Annotated in this window: 19 protein-coding genes; 17 read left to right on the forward strand and 2 right to left on the reverse strand. The window is 46.6% G+C overall.

The window, feature by feature from the left end; genetic code table 11:
- Positions 1-5 precede the first annotated feature (5 nt).
- From A9237_RS04745 to lnt, 4 genes are all read left to right on the forward strand, one after another.
- Complete coding sequence (locus tag A9237_RS04745) at positions 6-1103, forward strand: PhoH family protein (protein WP_078607766.1); 1098 nt, start codon at positions 6-8, stop codon at positions 1101-1103.
- 2 nt (positions 1104-1105) lie between these two features.
- The gene (ybeY, locus tag A9237_RS04750) at positions 1106-1570 is read left to right on the forward strand and encodes an rRNA maturation RNase YbeY (RefSeq protein ID WP_005425552.1); all 465 of its coding nucleotides are present in this window, start codon (positions 1106-1108) and stop codon (positions 1568-1570) included.
- Between the two features lie 106 nt (positions 1571-1676).
- Positions 1677-2576: a CNNM family magnesium/cobalt transport protein CorC gene (gene corC, locus A9237_RS04755; protein WP_005438590.1), complete on the forward strand. Its 900-nt coding sequence runs from the start codon at positions 1677-1679 to the stop codon at positions 2574-2576.
- A 37-nt stretch (positions 2577-2613) separates the two neighbouring features.
- Positions 2614-4134: an apolipoprotein N-acyltransferase gene (gene lnt / locus A9237_RS04760; protein ID WP_027726720.1), complete on the forward strand. Its 1521-nt coding sequence runs from the start codon at positions 2614-2616 to the stop codon at positions 4132-4134.
- A gap of 58 nt (positions 4135-4192) precedes the next feature.
- On the opposite strand, the gene A9237_RS04765 is transcribed toward lnt, so the two are convergent.
- Positions 4193-4663 (reverse strand): zinc ribbon-containing protein, encoded by a 471-nt coding sequence (locus tag A9237_RS04765; protein WP_005438586.1) that lies wholly within the window; start codon positions 4661-4663, stop codon positions 4193-4195.
- A gap of 155 nt (positions 4664-4818) precedes the next feature.
- Here A9237_RS04765 and leuS point away from each other — a divergent pair, with 155 nt between their 5' ends.
- The 12 genes from leuS (at position 4819) to lipA (ending at position 17389) form a co-directional block, all read left to right on the forward strand.
- Entirely contained in the window at positions 4819-7392 is a 2574-nt protein-coding gene (gene leuS, locus A9237_RS04770) for a leucine--tRNA ligase (protein ID WP_078607767.1), read from the forward strand.
- Between the two features lie 171 nt (positions 7393-7563).
- Entirely contained in the window at positions 7564-8121 is a 558-nt protein-coding gene (locus A9237_RS04775) for an LPS-assembly lipoprotein LptE (RefSeq protein WP_078607768.1), read from the forward strand.
- A 5-nt stretch (positions 8122-8126) separates the two neighbouring features.
- Complete coding sequence (gene holA / locus A9237_RS04780) at positions 8127-9146, forward strand: DNA polymerase III subunit delta (protein ID WP_078607769.1); 1020 nt, start codon at positions 8127-8129, stop codon at positions 9144-9146.
- Positions 9147-9236: 90 nt separating this feature from the next.
- The gene (gene rsfS, locus A9237_RS04785; protein WP_005425840.1) at positions 9237-9554 is read left to right on the forward strand and encodes a ribosome silencing factor; all 318 of its coding nucleotides are present in this window, start codon (positions 9237-9239) and stop codon (positions 9552-9554) included.
- Positions 9555-9558: 4 nt separating this feature from the next.
- Positions 9559-10029 carry a 23S rRNA (pseudouridine(1915)-N(3))-methyltransferase RlmH gene (gene rlmH / locus A9237_RS04790; protein ID WP_005447517.1) on the forward strand — a complete coding sequence of 157 codons (471 nt, stop codon included), beginning with the start codon at positions 9559-9561 and terminating at the stop codon, positions 10027-10029.
- Positions 10030-10058: 29 nt separating this feature from the next.
- Positions 10059-11984: a penicillin-binding protein 2 gene (mrdA, locus tag A9237_RS04795; protein ID WP_020196476.1), complete on the forward strand. Its 1926-nt coding sequence runs from the start codon at positions 10059-10061 to the stop codon at positions 11982-11984.
- Positions 11984-13105: a rod shape-determining protein RodA gene (gene rodA, locus A9237_RS04800; RefSeq protein WP_020196475.1), complete on the forward strand. Its 1122-nt coding sequence runs from the start codon at positions 11984-11986 to the stop codon at positions 13103-13105. The genes mrdA and rodA overlap by 1 nt, the downstream gene beginning before the upstream one ends.
- 3 nt (positions 13106-13108) lie before the next feature.
- Complete coding sequence (locus A9237_RS04805) at positions 13109-13912, forward strand: septal ring lytic transglycosylase RlpA family protein (RefSeq protein WP_009705646.1); 804 nt, start codon at positions 13109-13111, stop codon at positions 13910-13912.
- A 92-nt stretch (positions 13913-14004) separates the two neighbouring features.
- On the forward strand, positions 14005-15183 hold the full coding sequence (locus A9237_RS04810; protein WP_005438576.1) for a serine hydrolase: 1179 nt from the start codon (positions 14005-14007) through the stop codon (positions 15181-15183).
- A gap of 126 nt (positions 15184-15309) precedes the next feature.
- Complete coding sequence (gene ybeD, locus A9237_RS04815) at positions 15310-15588, forward strand: DUF493 family protein YbeD (RefSeq protein WP_005384135.1); 279 nt, start codon at positions 15310-15312, stop codon at positions 15586-15588.
- 176 nt (positions 15589-15764) lie between these two features.
- Entirely contained in the window at positions 15765-16427 is a 663-nt protein-coding gene (gene lipB / locus A9237_RS04820; RefSeq protein WP_005438575.1) for a lipoyl(octanoyl) transferase LipB, read from the forward strand.
- On the forward strand, positions 16424-17389 hold the full coding sequence (gene lipA / locus A9237_RS04825) for a lipoyl synthase (RefSeq protein ID WP_009705644.1): 966 nt from the start codon (positions 16424-16426) through the stop codon (positions 17387-17389). Before lipB ends, lipA begins: the two co-directional genes overlap by 4 nt.
- A 517-nt stretch (positions 17390-17906) precedes the next feature.
- Here lipA and glyA read toward each other — a convergent pair.
- Entirely contained in the window at positions 17907-19157 is a 1251-nt protein-coding gene (gene glyA, locus A9237_RS04830) for a serine hydroxymethyltransferase (RefSeq protein ID WP_005440106.1), read from the reverse strand.
- A gap of 347 nt (positions 19158-19504) precedes the next feature.
- On the opposite strand from glyA, the gene A9237_RS04835 reads away from it, so the two are divergent.
- A complete protein-coding gene (locus A9237_RS04835; RefSeq protein ID WP_009705643.1) occupies positions 19505-20107 on the forward strand; it encodes a YitT family protein in 603 nt (200 codons plus the stop codon).
- Positions 20108-20125: the final 18 nt, after the last annotated feature.

Here is a 20125-nt window from a genome sequence, read left to right on the forward strand (position 1 = left end):
CAACATTGAGCAATAAAATCGTAACGCTAGAAATCAATCTAGAACCTTCAGACAACCGCCGACTAGCAAGCCTGTGCGGTCCATTCGATGACAACATCAAGCATTTAGAACGTCGCCTAGGCGTTGAAATTAACCACCGTAGCGAACTTTTCACCATTGTCGGTAAACCTCATACCGCAGCTGCTGCGCTGGATATTCTGAAAACTCTTTATGTAGACACCGCTCCTGTCCGCGGCGAAACGCCTGATATCGAACCAGAGCAGATCCATCTGGCGATCAAAGAATCAGGTGTGTTGGAGCAAAATACCGAGTCGAACATCGAACACGGTAAAGAAGTCTTCGTAAAAACTAAGAAAGGCGTGATCAAGCCTCGTACACCAAATCAGGGTCAATACCTGATGAACATGGTGACGCACGATATCACTTTCGGTATCGGTCCTGCAGGTACAGGTAAAACTTACCTAGCGGTTGCAGCAGCCGTTGACGCACTAGAGCGCCAAGAGATCCGTCGTATTCTACTTACTCGTCCTGCGGTTGAAGCGGGTGAGAAACTGGGCTTCCTACCTGGTGATTTGAGCCAGAAAGTCGACCCTTACTTACGTCCTCTGTACGATGCCCTATTTGAAATGCTGGGCTTTGAGCGCGTAGAAAAGCTGATTGAACGTAACGTAATTGAGGTAGCACCTCTAGCTTACATGCGTGGTCGTACTCTAAACGACGCCTTCATCATTCTTGATGAGAGCCAAAACACCACCGTCGAGCAGATGAAGATGTTCCTAACGCGTATCGGCTTCAACTCTCGCGCAGTTATCACTGGTGACGTCACTCAGATTGACTTGCCTCGTGGTGCAAAATCGGGTCTTCGTCATGCAATTGAAGTACTGAGCGAAGTTGATGACATCAGCTTTAACTTCTTCCAAGCTGACGACGTAGTGCGCCACCCTGTGGTTGCTCGTATCGTTAACGCTTACGAGAAGTGGGAAGCGCAAGACCAGAAAGAACGTAAAGAGTTTGAAAAACGCCGTCGTGAAGAACGTGATGCCAAACTGCTAGAAGCAGCCAAAGCAGAGCTTAGCGCACAAGTCGCGGCAACTAAGGAATAACCATGGCAATTGAACTTGATTTGCAACTGGCAGTCGAAAATGAAGAAGGCTTACCTTCTGAACAAGATTTCCAATTGTGGCTAGATAAGACTATTCCTCTTTTCCAACCACAAGCGGAACTGACGATTCGTATTGTCGACGAGCAAGAAAGTCACGAGCTAAACCACGAATACCGTGGTAAAGACAAGCCGACCAACGTGCTATCTTTCCCATTCGAAGTACCACCAGGTATGGAGATGGATCTACTGGGCGATTTGATTATCTGTCGCCAAGTTGTTGAAAAAGAGGCAGTAGAGCAGAACAAGCCCCTACTAGCACATTGGGCGCATATGGTTGTACATGGCAGCTTGCATCTGCTAGGTTATGACCATATCGAGGATGATGAAGCTGAAGAGATGGAATCCCTCGAGACAGAAATCATGCAAGGTATGGGTTACGAAGACCCGTATATTGCTGAAAAAGAGTAACTTTGGTTGCTCGACAGGGAAAGACGAACCACCCAGATAACCATCTCGTGCTCGTCTTTCTATGTGAGCTATCACACATCTGATAGCGTTACTTAATTGAGAAACAATGAACGAAGATAATTCTCCCTCTTCTAATGAAGGCAAGAAAGAAAAGGCAGAAGGTCCGAGTAGAAAGTCCTTCTTTGAACGTCTAGGTCAACTATTTCAAGGCGAACCAAAAGACCGCCAAGAGCTTGTAGATGTAATCCGCGACTCTGAAATTAATGACCTGATTGACCACGACACCCGAGACATGCTTGAAGGTGTTATGGAAATCTCCGAAATGCGCGTGCGTGACATCATGATCCCGCGTTCGCAAATGGTTACCGTTGAGCGCACAGACGATCTTGATACTTTGATCGCGCTAATTACTGATGCTCAACACTCTCGCTACCCTGTGATCAGCGAAGATAAAGACCATGTGGAAGGCATTCTACTAGCGAAGGACTTACTCAAATACTTGGGCTCAGGCAGTAACCCATTTGATATCGAAGAAGTAATTCGACAAGCAGTGGTTGTACCGGAAAGTAAACGTGTCGACCGTCTGTTAAAAGAGTTCCGTGAAGAACGTTATCACATGGCGATTGTAGTCGATGAATTCGGTGGCGTTTCAGGTCTAGTGACTATCGAAGATATCCTTGAAGAAATCGTAGGGGATATTGAAGATGAGTTCGATGACGATGAAGAAACCGATATCCGTAAGCTAAGCAAACACACGTTTGCTGTCAGAGCTCTGACAACCATTGAAGAGTTTAATGAGACATTCGGTACCAACTTCAGCGATGAAGAAGTGGATACCGTTGGCGGCATGGTAATGACTGCTTTTGGTCACCTACCATCGCGTGGCGAAGTCGTAGAAATTGATGCTTACAGCTTCAAAGTAACGGCTGCCGACAACCGTCGTGTCATTCAACTACAAGTGACGATTCCAGACGAAGAAACGCTGGTTGAAGCCACTCAAGAGTAACGCGATACCCTAACAACGGGAATATCAGAAAAATATAATGATGAATGTACTCTTTCATCGCCTCAAGCGGCCCTTAGTGGCCGCTTTTGTTGGCGCCTCCACTACCCTAGCATTTGCCCCTTACCAGTTATGGCCAATCGCCATACTCAGCCCTGCTATCCTACTTATTCTTCTTGCAAACCAGTCACCTAAGCGTGCGCTTTGGATCGGTTATGCATGGGGTTTAGGACAATTCGCTACGGGTGTAAGTTGGGTTTACGTCAGCATTGCTGGCTTTGGCGGTATGCCGCTGATTGCAAACGTCTTCCTAATGGGCCTACTGATCGCTTACCTGTCGGTTTACACCGGCTTGTTTGCTTGGCTCAGCAATAAGTTCTTCCCTGAATTCACGATAAGCAAAGCCCTCCTGGCAGCTCCAGCGTTATGGCTAGTTACTGATTGGCTGCGTGGTTGGGTGATGACAGGATTCCCTTGGCTATGGCTTGGCTACAGCCAAATCGACGCGCCTTTCGCAAGCTTCGCCCCTATTGGTGGCGTAGAGCTTCTAACGCTATTCATTATGATCAGCGCCGGTGCGCTCGCTTACGCTTGGGTTCACAAACAGTGGTTGATGATCGTCATCCCTGTGGTGCTATTAAGTGCGGGCTTTGGTATTCGCCAATACGACTGGGTAACCCCTCGTGTTGAAGACACCACCAAAGTGGCGCTGATCCAAGGTAACGTTGACCAAAATCTAAAATGGTTACCGAGCCAACGTTGGCCAACCATCATGAAGTACGCAGATCTAACTCGTGAAAACTGGGATGCGGACATCATTGTCTGGCCAGAGGCTGCCATTCCTGCGTTTGAAATCGAAGTACCATCTTTCCTAAGAAACATCGATGCCGCCGCGAAGATGAACAACAGTGCCATCATTACCGGTGTCGTGAACCAAGGTGAAGACGGCCAGTTCTACAACAGCATTCTATCGCTTGGTGTGAATCCATACGGCGACTACAGCTTTGATATGGATAAGCGCTACCACAAACACCACCTATTACCATTTGGTGAGTTTGTTCCGTTTGAAGATGTACTGCGTCCACTAGCACCATTCTTCAACTTACCGATGTCATCGTTCAGTCGTGGTGACTTTGTTCAGCCAAATATCGTGGCGAACGGTAAGCACATGGACCCAGCACTGTGCTACGAGATCATCTTCAGCGAACAAGTACGCCAAAACGTCACTGACGATACTGATTTCATTCTAACGCTGTCCAACGACGCGTGGTTTGGTCATTCGATTGGTCCACTGCAACACATGGAAATCGCGCGTATGCGTGCCCTTGAACTTGGTAAGCCGCTTATTCGCTCTACCAACAATGGCGTAACCGCAGTAACAGACCACAAAGGCAAAGTGATTGAACAGATCCCTCAGTTTGAAACCGCCGTACTTCGTGCAGAACTTGTTCCAACTGATGGACAAACACCATACCGCGTCGTAGGCACTTGGCCGCTGTACATTTGGTCGGCGCTGAGCTTGCTACTTGCTTGGTGGTTACCAAGAAAGAAAAAGTCATAAACGCAAAAAAGAGGCTCTAGGGCCTCTTTTTTATTCTTTGTTCTTTCGACTACAAACGTTATGGCTTGAGTGACTGACGACTAAAGCCAGTATGATTGCACTTGATACATGGAATGATCACGGTCGGATGATTATACGTCGTCTTATGACCACACTCGTCACAGACTAAAGTACCAAGGCCAATCACCTCACCCGCCTCATAAAGCCCTTGATGTTCCAAATCATCAAATAGCTCGACCCATTCCACTTTGGTTCGATCGGTAATATCGAGCAGACCTTGCCAAATTGAATCAGCAATCGTGAGATAGAAAGGCCCACTCTTACCTTCTTCATAGTTGTCGGAAAACTCTTTTAAATCGGCTTTTACATAGGCGGATATCAGTGAGAGTTCGTCTTTGGTCATGTCGTTGGCAGCATCCACCACTTTGCCCGACGTTTCGAATACTTTGTTAACTTCATCCGGACTGTGCTTCAAGGTTTCAATCACATCCTCGAGCATTTCCTCATAACCTGCTTTACGTTTAGGCATAACTGACCTCCATCTTTCCACTACCAAGCGTCACTTCAAGGCGCATGGGTATAGATTGGCTATTGTTGTGATCCCTAGCTTTAGGTATTCTATGACGATCTATTTAAGTCTGTTCTAACCGAACTCACAAATTCCAAGATAACCGGATACCATCGATGCAAGAACAATACAATCCACAAGACCTTGAACAGAAAGTTCAAAAGCACTGGGATGACAACAAGACCTTTGTTGTAAGTGAAGACCCAAACAAAGAAAAATTCTACTGTCTATCCATGTTCCCATACCCAAGTGGCCGACTGCACATGGGTCACGTGCGCAACTACACCATCGGTGACGTAGTATCTCGTTTCCAACGCCTACAAGGCAAAAACGTAATGCAACCAATCGGTTGGGATGCGTTTGGTCTACCTGCAGAAAACGCAGCGGTTAAAAACAACACCGCGCCTGCACCTTGGACTTACGAAAACATCGAATACATGAAGAACCAACTTAAGCTTCTTGGCTTTGGTTACGATTGGAACCGTGAATTCGCAACATGTACACCTGAGTACTACCGTTGGGAACAAGAGTTCTTCACTAAGCTTTACGAGAAAGGTCTGGTTTACAAAAAGACTTCTTCTGTTAACTGGTGTCCAAACGACCAAACTGTTCTTGCAAACGAGCAGGTTGAAGACGGCTGCTGCTGGCGTTGTGACACTCCAGTAGAGCAAAAAGAAATTCCTCAGTGGTTCATCAAGATCACAGAATACGCTCAAGAGTTGCTAGACGATCTAGACAAACTTGAAGGTTGGCCAGAAATGGTTAAAACCATGCAGCGCAACTGGATCGGTCGTTCTGAAGGTGTTGAGCTTAAGTTTGAAGTTAAGGGTCAACAAGACCTAGAAGTTTACACAACACGTCCAGACACACTAATGGGTGTGACTTACGTTGGTATCGCAGCAGGTCACCCTCTAGCGACTATCGCAGCAGAGAACAACCCAGAACTAGCAGCGTTCATCGAAGAGTGTAAGAACACTAAAGTAGCAGAAGCTGAATTGGCTACAATGGAGAAGAAAGGTATGGCAACAGGCCTTACTGCTATTCACCCATTGAACGGCCGTGAAGTTCCTGTTTACGTAGCAAACTTCGTATTGATGGACTACGGTACAGGCGCTGTAATGGCAGTACCTGCACACGACCAACGTGACTTCGAATTCGCAACTAAGTACGGTCTAGATATCGTGCCTGTTATCAAGCCAGTTGATGGCAGCGAGCTAGACGTTTCTGAAGCGGCATACACAGAGAAAGGTGTACTGTTCGATTCAGGTGAATTTGACGGTCTAGAATTCCAAGCAGCATTCGATGCAATCGCAGCGAAGCTAGAAGCTGAAGGCAAAGGCACGAAGACTGTTAACTTCCGTCTACGTGACTGGGGTGTATCTCGTCAACGTTACTGGGGTGCGCCAATCCCAATGGTAACCACTGAAGACGGTGAAGTTCACCCAGTACCAGCTGACCAACTACCTGTTATTCTTCCAGAAGACGTGGTAATGGACGGCGTAACAAGCCCAATCAAAGCAGACAAAGAATGGGCGAAGACAACCTTCAACGGCGAACCTGCTCTACGTGAGACTGACACGTTCGATACGTTCATGGAGTCTTCTTGGTACTACGCACGTTACTGTTCACCACAAGCTGACGACATTCTAGATCCAGAAAAAGCAAACTACTGGCTACCAGTAGACCAGTACATCGGTGGTATCGAGCACGCTTGTATGCACCTATTGTACTCTCGCTTCTTCCACAAACTGCTACGTGATGCGGGCTACGTAACGTCTGACGAACCGTTCAAGCAACTACTGTGTCAAGGCATGGTACTAGCAGACGCGTTCTACTTTGAGAACGAGAAAGGCGGTAAAGAGTGGGTTGCTCCAACTGACGTTAAAGTTGAGCGTGACGGTAAAGGTCGCATCACTTCTGCTACGGACAACGAAGGTCGCAACGTTGAACACTCAGGCATGATCAAGATGTCTAAGTCGAAGAACAACGGCATCGACCCACAAGAGATGGTAGACAAGTACGGTGCTGACACAGTACGTCTATTCATGATGTTTGCTTCACCAGCAGACATGACACTTGAGTGGCAAGAGTCGGGCGTAGAAGGTGCTAACCGCTTCCTGAAACGTGTTTGGAAACTGGTTCACACTCACGCTTCAAAAGGCGCTGCTGAGTCTGTTGATACAGCTGCACTTTCTGGTGACCAAAAAGCGCTACGTCGCGACGTTCACAAGACAATCGCAAAAGTGACTGACGATATCGCTCGTCGTCAAACATTCAACACTGCGATTGCCGCTATCATGGAACTGATGAACAAGCTTGCGAAAGCGCCTCAAGAGTCAGCACAAGATCGTGCGATCCTTGATGAAGCACTTAAAGCCGTAGTTGCAATGCTTTACCCAATCACTCCGCACATCTCATACGAGCTATGGACTGCGCTAGGTGAATCAGACATCGATAACGCAGTTTGGCCAACGTTTGACGAGAAAGCACTGGTTGAAGACGAGAAGACTATCGTTGTAATGATCAACGGTAAGCTACGTGCGAAACTAATTGTTGCTGCTGACGCTTCAGAAGAGCAAGTTCGTGAGCTTGGTCTAAACGATGAGAACGCGAAGAAGTTCCTAGATGGCCTAACTATCCGTAAAGTCATTTACGTACCAGGTAAACTATTGAACATCGTTGCAAACTAGCCTCTCGCTATTAACGAAACGCAGCTTGCAAAAACTCAACGCCGAGCGAACTTATTCGTTCGGCATGAGTCTTTTAACAGGGTGAGTCATCACCCTGTTTATTTACCTCAAACCATTCACGTCGAGTGGTTTAAGGTAAATAACCCCTTCAATTTAGGATGAATACAATCAATGCGCTTTTTCTCTTTGATTAAACTACCAGTGGTATTGGTATTAGCGGGGCTTCTTTCTGCCTGTGGTTTTCACCTTCGTGGTGAGTACTCCGTTCCGGAAGAACTGCACACAATGTCTTTCACAAGCTACGACGAATACAGCCCTCTTACGCGCTACATCCGCGATCAACTTGAATTGAATAAAGTCGACTTGGTTCAACCATCTTCGAACACACCAAACCTGCATCTCATTGAAGCAACCATCGACGAGCGCACGCTATCCCTGTACCAAAACAGCCGTGCTGCAGAAAAAGAACTGACTTACGTAGTGAAATACCGAGTGACCATTCCAGGCTTCGGCGCAAAAGACTTTACGACAACGGTAAACCGTAACTACCTAGACAACCCGCTAACTGCACTAGCAAAATCGGTAGAACGTGACGTTATCGAAGACGAAATGCGTCAACAAGCGGCGAGCCAAATGATGCGTCAGCTTGGTCGCGTTCGAGCGGAATACGAACAAGGCCACGTTACTCCAGAAGCGACAAACGCTAACTCTACGAACACAAACTCTTAATCAGAATGCGAATTTTTGCCGACAAGCTGGCTGACCATCTAGCGAAACACATCAAGCAGGTTTACCTGATCTTTGGTAATGAACCCCTGTTGATTCAAGAAAGCCGTCAAACGATCCAAAACATGGCTCGCCAACAAGGCTTTGAAGAAAGACACCGTTTTGCTGTCGATGCCAGCTTAGATTGGAATCAAGTATACGATTGCTTCCAGGCGCTAAGCCTATTCTCTAGCCGTCAGCTCATTGAGCTGGAGCTGCCAGAGGCAGGAGCTAACGCAGCGATCAGTAAAGAGCTGGTCAACCTATGCGAAATGCTGCACGACGACATCATGCTTGTGGTTGTAGGTAGCAAGCTGACCAAAGCGCAAGAGAACGCAAAGTGGTTTAAAGCTCTGAACGGCAAAGGCGATTGGGTAAGCTGTTTAACGCCAGATTTACAGCGTCTACCAATGTTCGTCCAAGCACGATGCCGAGCTTTAGGGCTAAAAGCTGATCAACAATCACTGCAAATGTTGGCACAGTGGCACGAAGGTAATTTGTTCGCGCTATCGCAAAGTTTAGAGAAACTTGCTCTACTCTATCCTGATGGTGAACTGACCGTTGTACGCTTAGAAGAGGCACTAAGTCGCCATAACCACTTTACAACGTTCCACTGGATTGATGCTCTGCTTGCTGGCAAAGGCAACCGTGCCCAACGCATTCTGCGCCAACTGGAAGCAGAAGGCGTAGAAACCGTTATTCTGATCCGTAGCATCCAAAAAGAGTTCAACCAACTACTGAATATGCACCGTGACTTAACCCAAATGGGCATGAGTCAGGTGTTTGAAAAGCATCGAGTGTGGCAAAACAAACGCCCACTCTACAATGCTGCGCTGACTCGTCTGTCAGCCTCACGAATTTGTGCACTTTTGTCTCTTTTGGCGCACACCGAGATAAAAGCCAAAACCCAATATGATGAATCTGTGTGGCCAACGATCCACCAGTTGAGCTTAGAAACCTGCTCTCCTGATATTAAGCTGGCAATTTAAAATTCAAAGCGTGATATAGTGCGCGACCAGTTTTGATAACCATTATTCAAAACGCCCACAGACAGAAAAGAAAATACCGAGGAAAACCGAGTGCTTCGCGAAGAACTTAAAGACTTTTTAGCCGATAAAGCCGACGACATGAAAGCGGAAGAGATTGTTATTCTAGATGTAGAAGGCAAATCAAGCGTGACAGATTACATGATCATTTGTACTGGTACGTCTAAGCGTCACGTTTCATCTATCGCTGATCACGTCGCATCTGAAGTGAAGAAAGCAGGTCTAGAGCCGCTAGGTATGGAAGGCGAAAATGAAGGCGAATGGGTTGTCCTAGATATGGGTGACGCAATGCTTCACGTGATGCAAGAAGAGCACCGCGAGCTATACCAACTAGAAAAACTCTGGGGTTAATCGTTTGAAAATTCAACTAATTGCCGTCGGCACAAAAATGCCAAAATGGGTCGAAGAAGGTTTTCAAGAATACCGTCGTCGTTTCCCACACGATATGCCACTCGAGTTGGTTGAAATCCCTGCGGGCAAACGCGGCAAAAATGCAGACATCGCGCGTATCTTGCAAAAAGAAGGCGAAGCGATGTTGGCAGCCGTACCGAAAGGTGCGCGTATCGTCACCCTAGATATCCCGGGCAAAAAGTGGGACACCCCACAACTGGCAGAGCAATTGGAAGCGTGGAAACTCGATGGACGTGACGTATCGATTCTGATCGGTGGCCCTGAAGGTTTAGCTCCAGCATGTAAAGCCGCAGCAGACCAAAGTTGGTCACTGTCAGCCCTGACGCTACCGCACCCACTTGTGCGTATCGTGATGGCGGAAAGTTTATACCGAGCGTGGAGCATCACTGCTAACCACCCTTACCACCGCGAATAATCGCTACTAAGCTGTAGAGACAAGCGTTAATGATTCGTAAACGCCGCAGTCAAATTCGAGATTACCAAGCAGAAGCACGCCTATTTTCTAGTCGCGCTATTTTTGCTTTTCTGGGTATCGTCATTTTGATGGGCTTGCTGGTCGCCAACATGTACAACATTCAGGTGAACCAGTTCCAAGACTACCAAACCCGTTCTAACGACAACCGCATCAAAGTGGTGCCAATTGCACCTAACCGTGGTCTTATCTATGACCGCAACGGTATTTTGCTCGCTGAAAACCGCCCTGTCTTCAACTTGGAACTGACTCCAGAAAAAATCAAAGACATTGACGGTACGATCAAAGAGCTACAAACCATCCTTGAGATCACACCAGAACAGGTCGAGCGTTTCCATCGTGAACGCAAGCGTACTCGCCGCTTCAAATCGGTACCATTGCTGACTCAATTAGATGAAAGCCAAGTGGCTATCTTCTCGGTAAATCAATACCGATTCCCAGGTGTGGAAATCAGCGCAACACTGAAACGCTACTATCCATTCAGTGAAGTTCTTACCCACGTTATCGGCTACGTATCGCGCATTAACGATCGTGATATGCAACGTCTGATCCGTGAAGAGAAAGATGCCAACTACCAAGCGACTCGTGACATCGGTAAGTTAGGTATTGAAAAGTACTACGAGGATTTATTGCACGGAACCGCGGGCTATCAAGAAGTTGAAGTCAACAGTCGTGGCCGCGTGATCCGCACCTTAAAGTACGTACCACCGATCCCAGGTAAAGACATCGTATTGAACCTTGATATCAACCTACAGCTCTACGTACACCAACTGCTTGATGGTCGACGTGGCAGTGCTGTCGTACTTGATCCAAGAGACAACGGCGTACTTGCGATGGTATCGAGCCCAAGTTACGACCCGAACGCGTTCGTTCACGGTATTTCTGGCAAAGCATACCGCGCTCTACTGAACGATAAGAATCGCCCGTTGGTAAACCGAACTACGCTAGGTATCTATCCACCCGCCTCAACCATCAAGCCATTTATGGCGGTAGCCGCTCTGGAAGAAGGGGTTATCACACCAAAAACAACGCGTAATGACCCGGGTTACTGGCGCATTCCAAATTCAGACACTCGTCCATTCCGTGACTGGTTACGTTGGGGCCATGGCCGCGTTGATATCATTAAATCGATTGAAGAGTCCGTCGATACCTTCTTCTACCAAGTGGCTTATGACATGGGTATCGACCGCATCTCGAATTGGATGATGATGTTTGGTTTTGGTGACTACACGGGCATCGATATTTACGAAGAAAGTAAGGCCAACATGCCGACTCGTGAGTGGAAGATGGCTCGTCATAAAACGCCTTGGTACAAGGGTGACACGATTCCGGTTGGTATCGGTCAGGGTTACTGGACAGCAACGCCTATGCAGATTGCCAAAGCAACCTCAGTACTGGTCAACGAAGGTGCTGTGACCGCTCCTCACTTATTGAAAGCCACCATCGATAACGGCGGTGATTTCGAAGAGCAAGAAAATTCAGAATACGTCACCTACCCACCGATTCAAAATGTGCCAGACAAGTACTGGAATATGGCGAAAGAAGGCATGCGTTTAGTAAACCATGGCACGAAAGGCACCGCTCGTCGCTCTTTCTACAACATGGATTACCAAACCGCAGGTAAGTCTGGTACGGCTCAGGTATTTGGCCTTGGCGAAGACGAAGAGTACAACGCCGATGAGGTCGCCGAACACTTACGCGACCATGCCTTGTTCACTGGCTTTGCCCCATTTGAAGACCCTGAAGTTGTGGTATCAGTCGTACTAGAAAACGCCGGTGGTGGTTCCAGTAACGGTGCACCAGTCGCGAGAAAGATCTTCGACCGAGTCATTATCGGCCCTGAAAAAATAGAACCTGATGAAGAGCAAAACAACGCGAAAGAAGAGGTAACGCAGTAATGAAAATGGATCCCTCTACAGGTAAAAACCGCGCCCTGTTTGAACGCTTCCATATCGACTTGCCGTTATTGCTCGGCATCTTTGCATTGATGGGCTTTGGCCTAGTTATTATGTACAGCGCAAGTGGTCAAAGCTTGGCGATGATGGATCGCCAAGCGATGCGTATGGTGCTGTCTTTGGTTGTGATGATCGTTCTGGCGCAAATTTCACCCAGAACCTATGAAAGCCTCGCCCCATTGATGTTTGTTGGTGGTGTGGTGCTGCTGTTTGGTGTGCTGTTCTTTGGTGAAGCTTCCAAAGGTGCTCAGCGCTGGCTAAACCTTGGCTTCGTTCGATTCCAACCTTCAGAGCTTCTCAAACTCGCGGTGCCGTTAATGGTCGCGCGTTACATCGGCCGCCAACCACTTCCGCCGACATTCAAAACACTCATCGTCGCGCTAATTATGGTGTGTTTACCGACCATTCTTATCGCAAAACAGCCTGATTTAGGTACGTCGATTCTGATTGCCGCTTCCGGTATTTTCGTTATCTTCTTGGCAGGTATCAGCTGGAAAATCATTGCGGGTGCCGCAATCGCGCTCGGTGGTTTCATTCCTATTCTGTGGTTCTTCTTGATGCGCGAATACCAAAAAGTTCGCGTACGTACTCTGTTTAACCCAGAATCAGATCCGCTTGGTGCGGGCTACCACATTATCCAAAGTAAAATCGCGATTGGCTCTGGTGGTATTTCAGGCAAAGGTTGGTTGCAAGGTACTCAATCACAACTGGAATTCCTTCCAGAGCGACACACTGACTTTATCTTTGCAGTAATTGCAGAAGAATGGGGTATGATTGGATTTCTTTGCCTACTAACCATCTATCTATTTATTATTGGCCGAGGTCTCTACCTCGCTAGCCAAGCGCAAACTGCGTTTGGTCGAATGATGGCAGGCAGTATTGTACTCAGCTTCTTTGTGTATATTTTTGTAAATATCGGCATGGTGAGTGGCATCCTACCTGTAGTAGGCGTACCTTTACCGTTGATCAGTTATGGTGGTACCTCGATGGTGACGCTTATGGCTGGTTTTGGCATTCTAATGTCGATCCATACGCATCGAAAAGCATTCTCTAAGGCAACCTAGACCATGCAAAAACGCGCTTTATATTCCTTAGTCTTCTCTGCTGTGATTTTGGCCGGCTGTTCTTCTACCGACCAAAAAAAGCAAGACGGCCGTTATGAACTTGAATCCGACGTGGCTCCTGACAAACCACTTTCGGTCGAGCACATTGAGGATGCGCATCCTAAATATGAGCCGTACAGCTTAGGCGGTAACAGCGATTACAACCTACGCGGTTCGGATTACAAAATCGTTCGTGATGCGAAAGGCTTTACAGAAAAAGGCCGTGCCTCATGGTACGGCAAGAAATTCCAAGGCCACTTAACATCGAACGGTGAAATCTACGACATGTATTCGATGACAGCGGCGCACAAAACGCTGCCACTGCCAAGCTACGTGAAAGTAACCAATACCGACAATGGCAAATCAACCGTTGTACGTGTTAATGACCGTGGCCCTTTCCACGAAGGTCGCATCATTGATTTGAGCTACGCCGCGGCACATAAGCTAGATGTAGTAAAAACCGGTACTGCGAACGTAGAGATTGAAGTTATCACGGTAGACAAACCAACCGATGAAAAGTCACTCGCTGCGCACCCGAGATATGTCATCCAAGTTGCTTCTTCAAAATATGAAGATCGAGCGCGAACTTTAGGCCAAGAGCTTGGTCAAAAGCTGGATACGGAAACTTTCTTGGAATCAACGAAAGATACGTATCGCTTGTTGTTGGGGCCATATACTGACTATTCCCTGACGCAAGCCACTCTGGATAAAGTAAAGTTGCTCGGCTATTCGTCCGCATTTATTAAAAAACACAAAACTGGCAAATGACCTTGGTGTCATGATTTTCTATGCAGAGCCCCTCTTACATAAGTGGGGATTCTGGTAAGATGTCGACAGTTAACCAAAAAATTTGAATTACCATGAATAAAAATAAGTTTGTGAAATCTATTCTCGTTTCTTCGGTTGCCCTATCTGCAACCATCGCTCAATCTGCTTTTGCTTCACCAGTTGTTGTCCCAGATGCGCCTCAAATCGCAGCTAAAGGCTATGTCCTTATGGATTACAACTCAGGTAAAGTTCTGGCTGAGAAAGAGATGAACACAAAATTGTCTCCTGCTAGTCTGACAAAAATGATGACCAGCTACGTAATTGGCCAAGAGCTAGCGCGTGGTAATATTTCAGAAGACGATGATGTGACCATCAGTAAGAATGCTTGGGCGAAAAACTTCCCTGATTCTTCAAAAATGTTCATCGAAGTAGGCACAACGGTTAAGGTTCACGACCTAAACCGCGGCATCATCATCCAATCGGGTAACGATGCTTGTGTAGCAATGGCAGAACACATTGCTGGCTCAGAAGACGCATTCGTTGATCTAATGAACGCATGGGCAAACACACTAGGCATGAAGAACACGCACTTCGCGAACGTTCACGGTCTAGACAACCCGAACCTATACTCAACGCCTTACGATATGGCGCTACTTGGTAAAGCACTGATCCGTGACGTGCCAGACGAGTACCGTATCTACTCTGATAAGAAATTCACTTACAACGGCATCACTCAGTACAACCGTAACGGTCTACTGTGGGATAAGAGCATGAACGTTGACGGTATCAAAACGGGTCACACGAGCAATGCAGGTTACAGCCTAGTAAGTTCTGCAACAGAAGGTCAGATGCGTCTGGTTGCTGTTGTTATGGGTACAAAAGATGCAAACGCACGTAAATCTGAAAGCAAAAAGCTACTGAGCTACGGTTTCCGCTTCTTCGAAACAGTGGCACCACACAAAGCGGGTGAAACCTTCGTAGAAGAAAAAGTATGGATGGGCAACAAAGACACAGTAGCACTGGGTCTTGACCAAGATACTTACGTGACGCTACCTCGCGGCGAAGCGAAGAACCTAAAAGCAAGCTTCGTACTTGAAAAAGAGCTAGAAGCCCCAATTAAGAAAGGTGATGTAGTTGGTAAGCTATACTATCAGATTGATGGTGAAGATATTGCTGAGTACCCACTAATGGCACTGGAAACAGTAGACCAAGGCAGCCTATTTAGCCGCATGTGGGACTACATCGTATTGTTGTTTAAGAGCTTCTTCTAACAGTCGCTTCTGACCAACAAACAAGTCTGCAAAGCCGCCAACTAGGGCGGCTTTGTTAATCTTGAGTTCACCCTAATTTGACTGTACTATTTCGCACCGCAACGAATACCAACTGGAGTTACCGATATGCTAACCATCAACTCTGATGCAAAATTGAAAGACCTGCTTGAGTTCCCTTGTTCATTTACATACAAGGTAATGGGTCATGCAAAGCCTGAGCTTCCAGAGCTAGTTCTAGAAGTTATCCAGCGCCATGCTCCAGGTGACTACAGCCCAACAGTAAAACCAAGTGCTAAGGGCAACTACCACTCGGTGTCTATCAACATCACTGCAACGTCTATCGAGCAGGTTGAAACCCTTTACAAAGAACTGGGTGAAATCGACATCGTACGCATGGTTCTATAATTTTTTGATAAATTAAATTTTTTTTGAAAGCAGCTTCGGCTGCTTTCTTTTTATTTATCATATAGATAATGCAAACCAACATATCTTTCAGTTAAAAATCTGTTACTCAGCTGTAGAGCATCGGGTTCATCCGGTTTATAATCCAAAAACTTTATTTATTAGCGACAGGAATTCCCATGCAACACCAACTTGTTGTGAAACGACTTGGACGCCAAGATTATGAGCCTGTATGGAAGGCGATGCATGAGTTCACTGACCAACGCACAGACGACACGCCTGATGAAGTTTGGTTGGTAGAGCACAACCCAGTATTCACACAAGGTCAGGCGGGTAAAGCCGAGCACCTAATCAATACGGGTGACATTCCTGTTGTTCAAAGCGATCGTGGTGGTCAGGTGACTTATCATGGCCCGGGTCAATTAGTCGCGTACTTCTTGATCAACCTACGTCGCAAGAAATTAGGAGTGCGAGATCTCGTTACGCACATCGAGAACCTCGTTATTAACACTCTTAAGGCATACAATATCGACTCTGCTGCGCGACCTGACGCTCCGGGCGTTTATGTCGACGGTAAAAAAATATGTTCTCTCGGACTTCGCATTCGAAAAGGATGCTCATTCCATGGTCTAGCGTTGAACGTCAATATGGACTTAGGTCCGTTTTTACGTATAAACCCATGTGGCTATGAAGGAATGGAGATGGTTCAGGTTAGCCAAGTTGGTGGGCCAGAAGACATTGAAGCCGTGGAAAAACAACTAATACAAGAACTCGTTACTTTGCTTGATTACGAGCAAGTAGAATTCAGCACAGAAGCACCTTCTCAAGGTAACAAAGCATGAGCAAACCAATCCAGATGGAAAAAGGCGTTAAATACCGCGACGCCGACAAGATGGCATTGATTCCCGTAAAGAACATGCCTACAGAGCAGAAAGAAGTGCTACGTAAGCCTGATTGGATGAAAATCAAGCTACCAGCCGACAGCCAACGTATTCAAGACATTAAATCAGCGATGCGTAAGAACAACCTTCACTCAGTATGTGAAGAAGCATCTTGCCCTAACCTAGCTGAGTGTTTTAACCACGGTACGGCCACTTTCATGATCCTAGGCGCGATCTGTACTCGCCGCTGTCCATTCTGTGACGTTGCCCATGGTCGTCCGCTTGCTGTTGAAGCTGAAGAGCCGAAGAAACTAGCGAAAACCATCGCAGACATGAAGTTGAAGTACGTTGTAATCACTTCAGTTGACCGTGATGATTTGCGTGACGGCGGTGCGGAGCACTTTGCTAACTGTAACCGCGAAATCCGCGAACTGAACCCGCACATCAAGATTGAAACGCTGGTTCCTGACTTCCGTGGTCGTATGGATGTAGCACTTGATCTAATGAAAGACAACCCGCCAGATGTCTTCAACCACAACCTAGAAACGGCACCTCGTCTGTATCGTAAAGCTCGCCCAGGCGCGAACTACAAGTGGTCACTTCAATTGCTGCAAAAATTCAAAGAGCAGCATCCAAATGTACCGACGAAATCAGGTCTAATGATGGGTCTTGGTGAAACCAAAGAAGAGATTATCGAAGTACTGAAAGACCTTCGTGCACATGGCGTAACTATGCTGACTCTTGGTCAGTACCTAGCACCAAGCCGTCACCACTTGCCAGTAGAACGTTACGTTCCACCTTCAGAGTTTGACGAGCTAAAAGAAATCGCACTAGAACTTGGCTTCACCCACGCGGCGTGCGGTCCATTTGTTCGCTCTTCTTACCATGCCGATATGCAGGCTCAAGGTATTGAGATTAAATAAGCACTCGCTTGTTTTGAAAAGAAAGGTTGGCTTAGTGCCAACCTTTTTCGTATTTGGTGAGTCTAAACCACTTTTATTCCGATAACGAACCAGCCTCCCAAAACCAAAAGCTCGTCATTCCGAAGAGCCTAAGCGATATCAGGAATCTGATTTCAGCGCACTCTAAACAACAGTGACAACAAGAGATTCCCTATCCCGCTCGTCCCTCGCTTGCAGGGAATGACGACGTTGGGCTCCTGAGCAAATCAAAAGTATATTCAGAGCCTAATAACCTCTTTCGTTTTCCACTCAAATACTCTCAAGCGTCCACATATAACAACTTGTCTCTCAGAAACCAAAGCTCGCCATTCCGAAGAGCCTAGGCGATATCAGGAATCTCGTTTAGACACACTCTAAGCTGATATTTCCATACGCTAGAAAAACAAAAAGGCCCTCAAATGAGGACCTTTCATCAATCAAATAATCAAACCGAATCGCAGAAATAGAACGAGTCCGCCTGAGTTATTTTCAATAAACGTTACGCGTAAACTGGTAGACGCTTACAGATTTCTAGAACTTTCTGTTTTGTCGCTTCGATAACTTCTTCGTTGCCGATGTTATCTAGAACGTCACACATCCAGTTTGCTAGCTCTTTCGCGTCATCTTCAGTGAAGCCACGGCGAGTAATTGCTGGTGTACCAACACGGATACCAGACGTTACGAATGGGCTGCGTGGGTCGTTTGGAACAGAGTTCTTGTTTACTGTGATGTTTGCTGCACCTAGTGCTGCATCTGCATCTTTACCAGTGATGTCTTTGTCGATTAGGTCAACTAGGAATAGGTGGTTCTCAGTACCGTTAGAAACGATCTTGTAGCCACGCTCTTGGAATTGACCAACCATTGCTTTCGCGTTTTTAACTACGTTAGCTTGGTAAGCTTTGAATTCAGGCTCCATCGCTTCTTTGAACGCTACAGCTTTACCAGCGATAACGTGCATTAGAGGACCACCTTGACCGCCAGGGAATACTGCTGAGTTCAGCTTCTTGTACAGCTCTTCACCTTCATTAGAAAGGATAAGACCGCCACGAGGACCCGCTAGCGTTTTGTGTGTAGTCGTTGTTACTACGTGAGCGTGTGGAACTGGTGTTGGGTACTCGCCTGCTGCAATTAGACCAGCAACGTGTGCCATGTCTACGAATAGGTAAGCGTCAACTTTGTCTGCGATTTCACGCATGCGTTTCCAATCAACGATTTGTGAGTAAGCAGAGAAACCACCGATGATCATCTTAGGCTTGTGCTCAAGCGCTAGCTGTTCCATCTCGTCGTAGTTGATTTGACCTGCTTCGTCGATACCGTAAGGAATAACGTTGTAGTGCTTACCAGAGAAGTTTACTGGTGAACCGTGAGTTAGGTGACCACCGTGCGCTAGGCTCATACCTAGAACTGTGTCGCCTGGGTTTAGAAGCGCCATGTAAACGGCGCTGTTTGCTTGAGAACCTGAGTGAGGCTGTACGTTCGCGTACTCACAGCCGAATAGTTGGCATGCACGATCAATTGCTAGTGCTTCAGCTTTATCTACGTACTCACAACCGCCGTAGTAACGCTTGCCTGGGTAGCCTTCAGCGTATTTATTCGTTAGCTGAGAACCTTGTGCTTCCATTACACGTGGACTTGTGTAGTTTTCAGAAGCGATAAGTTCAATGTGTTCTTCCTGGCGAAGTGTTTCTTCCTGGATAGCTGCGAACAGTTCCGCATCGTAATCTGCGATGTTCATATCACGCTTAAGCATCTGTATCTCCTGACTCAGATTAGTACTGAAAGTTGCAAAAAAACCGACGAATGACCTAACGCAAACGTTTTCGTCACCGTAATGGCGCGCATTCTACATAATTTGATCTAGGTCATAAAGAGAAATTTACAATTTTTCTCATGCAGTTTTTTCATGATGACAAGTAAGTATTATCATGGCGATGTTGCAATCGTTTAACCAAGATCCACTAACTGTCAAATTTGTGCTTTACACCCTGTAAAACAACAATTACATAGGTTTACCGCAAATTTTACCCTCTAGCTACCGAAAAGATCATCTTTTTACTACTATGCACGCCCTATTTATCATTAACGACTACATATTAGATGGAAAAACACTCAAGAAAAGAAGACTGGATGGCAATTCTTACAGGTACCTTTTTGGTAGCTCAAGGCGTTTTCTTTCTCCAATCCGCAGACCTCTTAACTGGAGGCACAACAGGATTGGCTCTGCTTATTAGCCAATTTACACCTTTTACGTTTGGTGTGCTTTACTTTTTAGCCAACTGTCCATTTTACTTGCTCGCATGGAAACGCTTTGGCCGTCGTTTTGCGATTAATAGTGCAATTTCTGGCGCTTTGGTTTCTATCTTTGCGGATAATCTGTATTTACTGATTTCACTCGAGTCAATTAACGAGATTTATTGTGCCGTGGCAGGTGGCTTGCTTATGGGCTTGGGTATGCTGATCCTATTTCGTCACCGCTCAAGTCTGGGTGGCTTCAACGTGTTGTGCTTATTCATTCAAGATAAGTTCGGTATCTCAGTAGGGAAATCTCAAATGGCGATTGATGCTTGTATCTTATTTGCGTCTTTCTTCTTCGTCACACCTTGGGTTATCGGCCTATCGATTCTTGGGGCATTCGCACTAAACCTAGTGCTTGCGATGAACCACAAACCACACCGCTATTCTGTGAGCTACGGTTCATAACCTTTCTGTAATAATTCG

Source organism: Vibrio owensii (assembly GCF_002021755.1).
Taxonomy (GTDB): domain Bacteria; phylum Pseudomonadota; class Gammaproteobacteria; order Enterobacterales; family Vibrionaceae; genus Vibrio; species Vibrio owensii.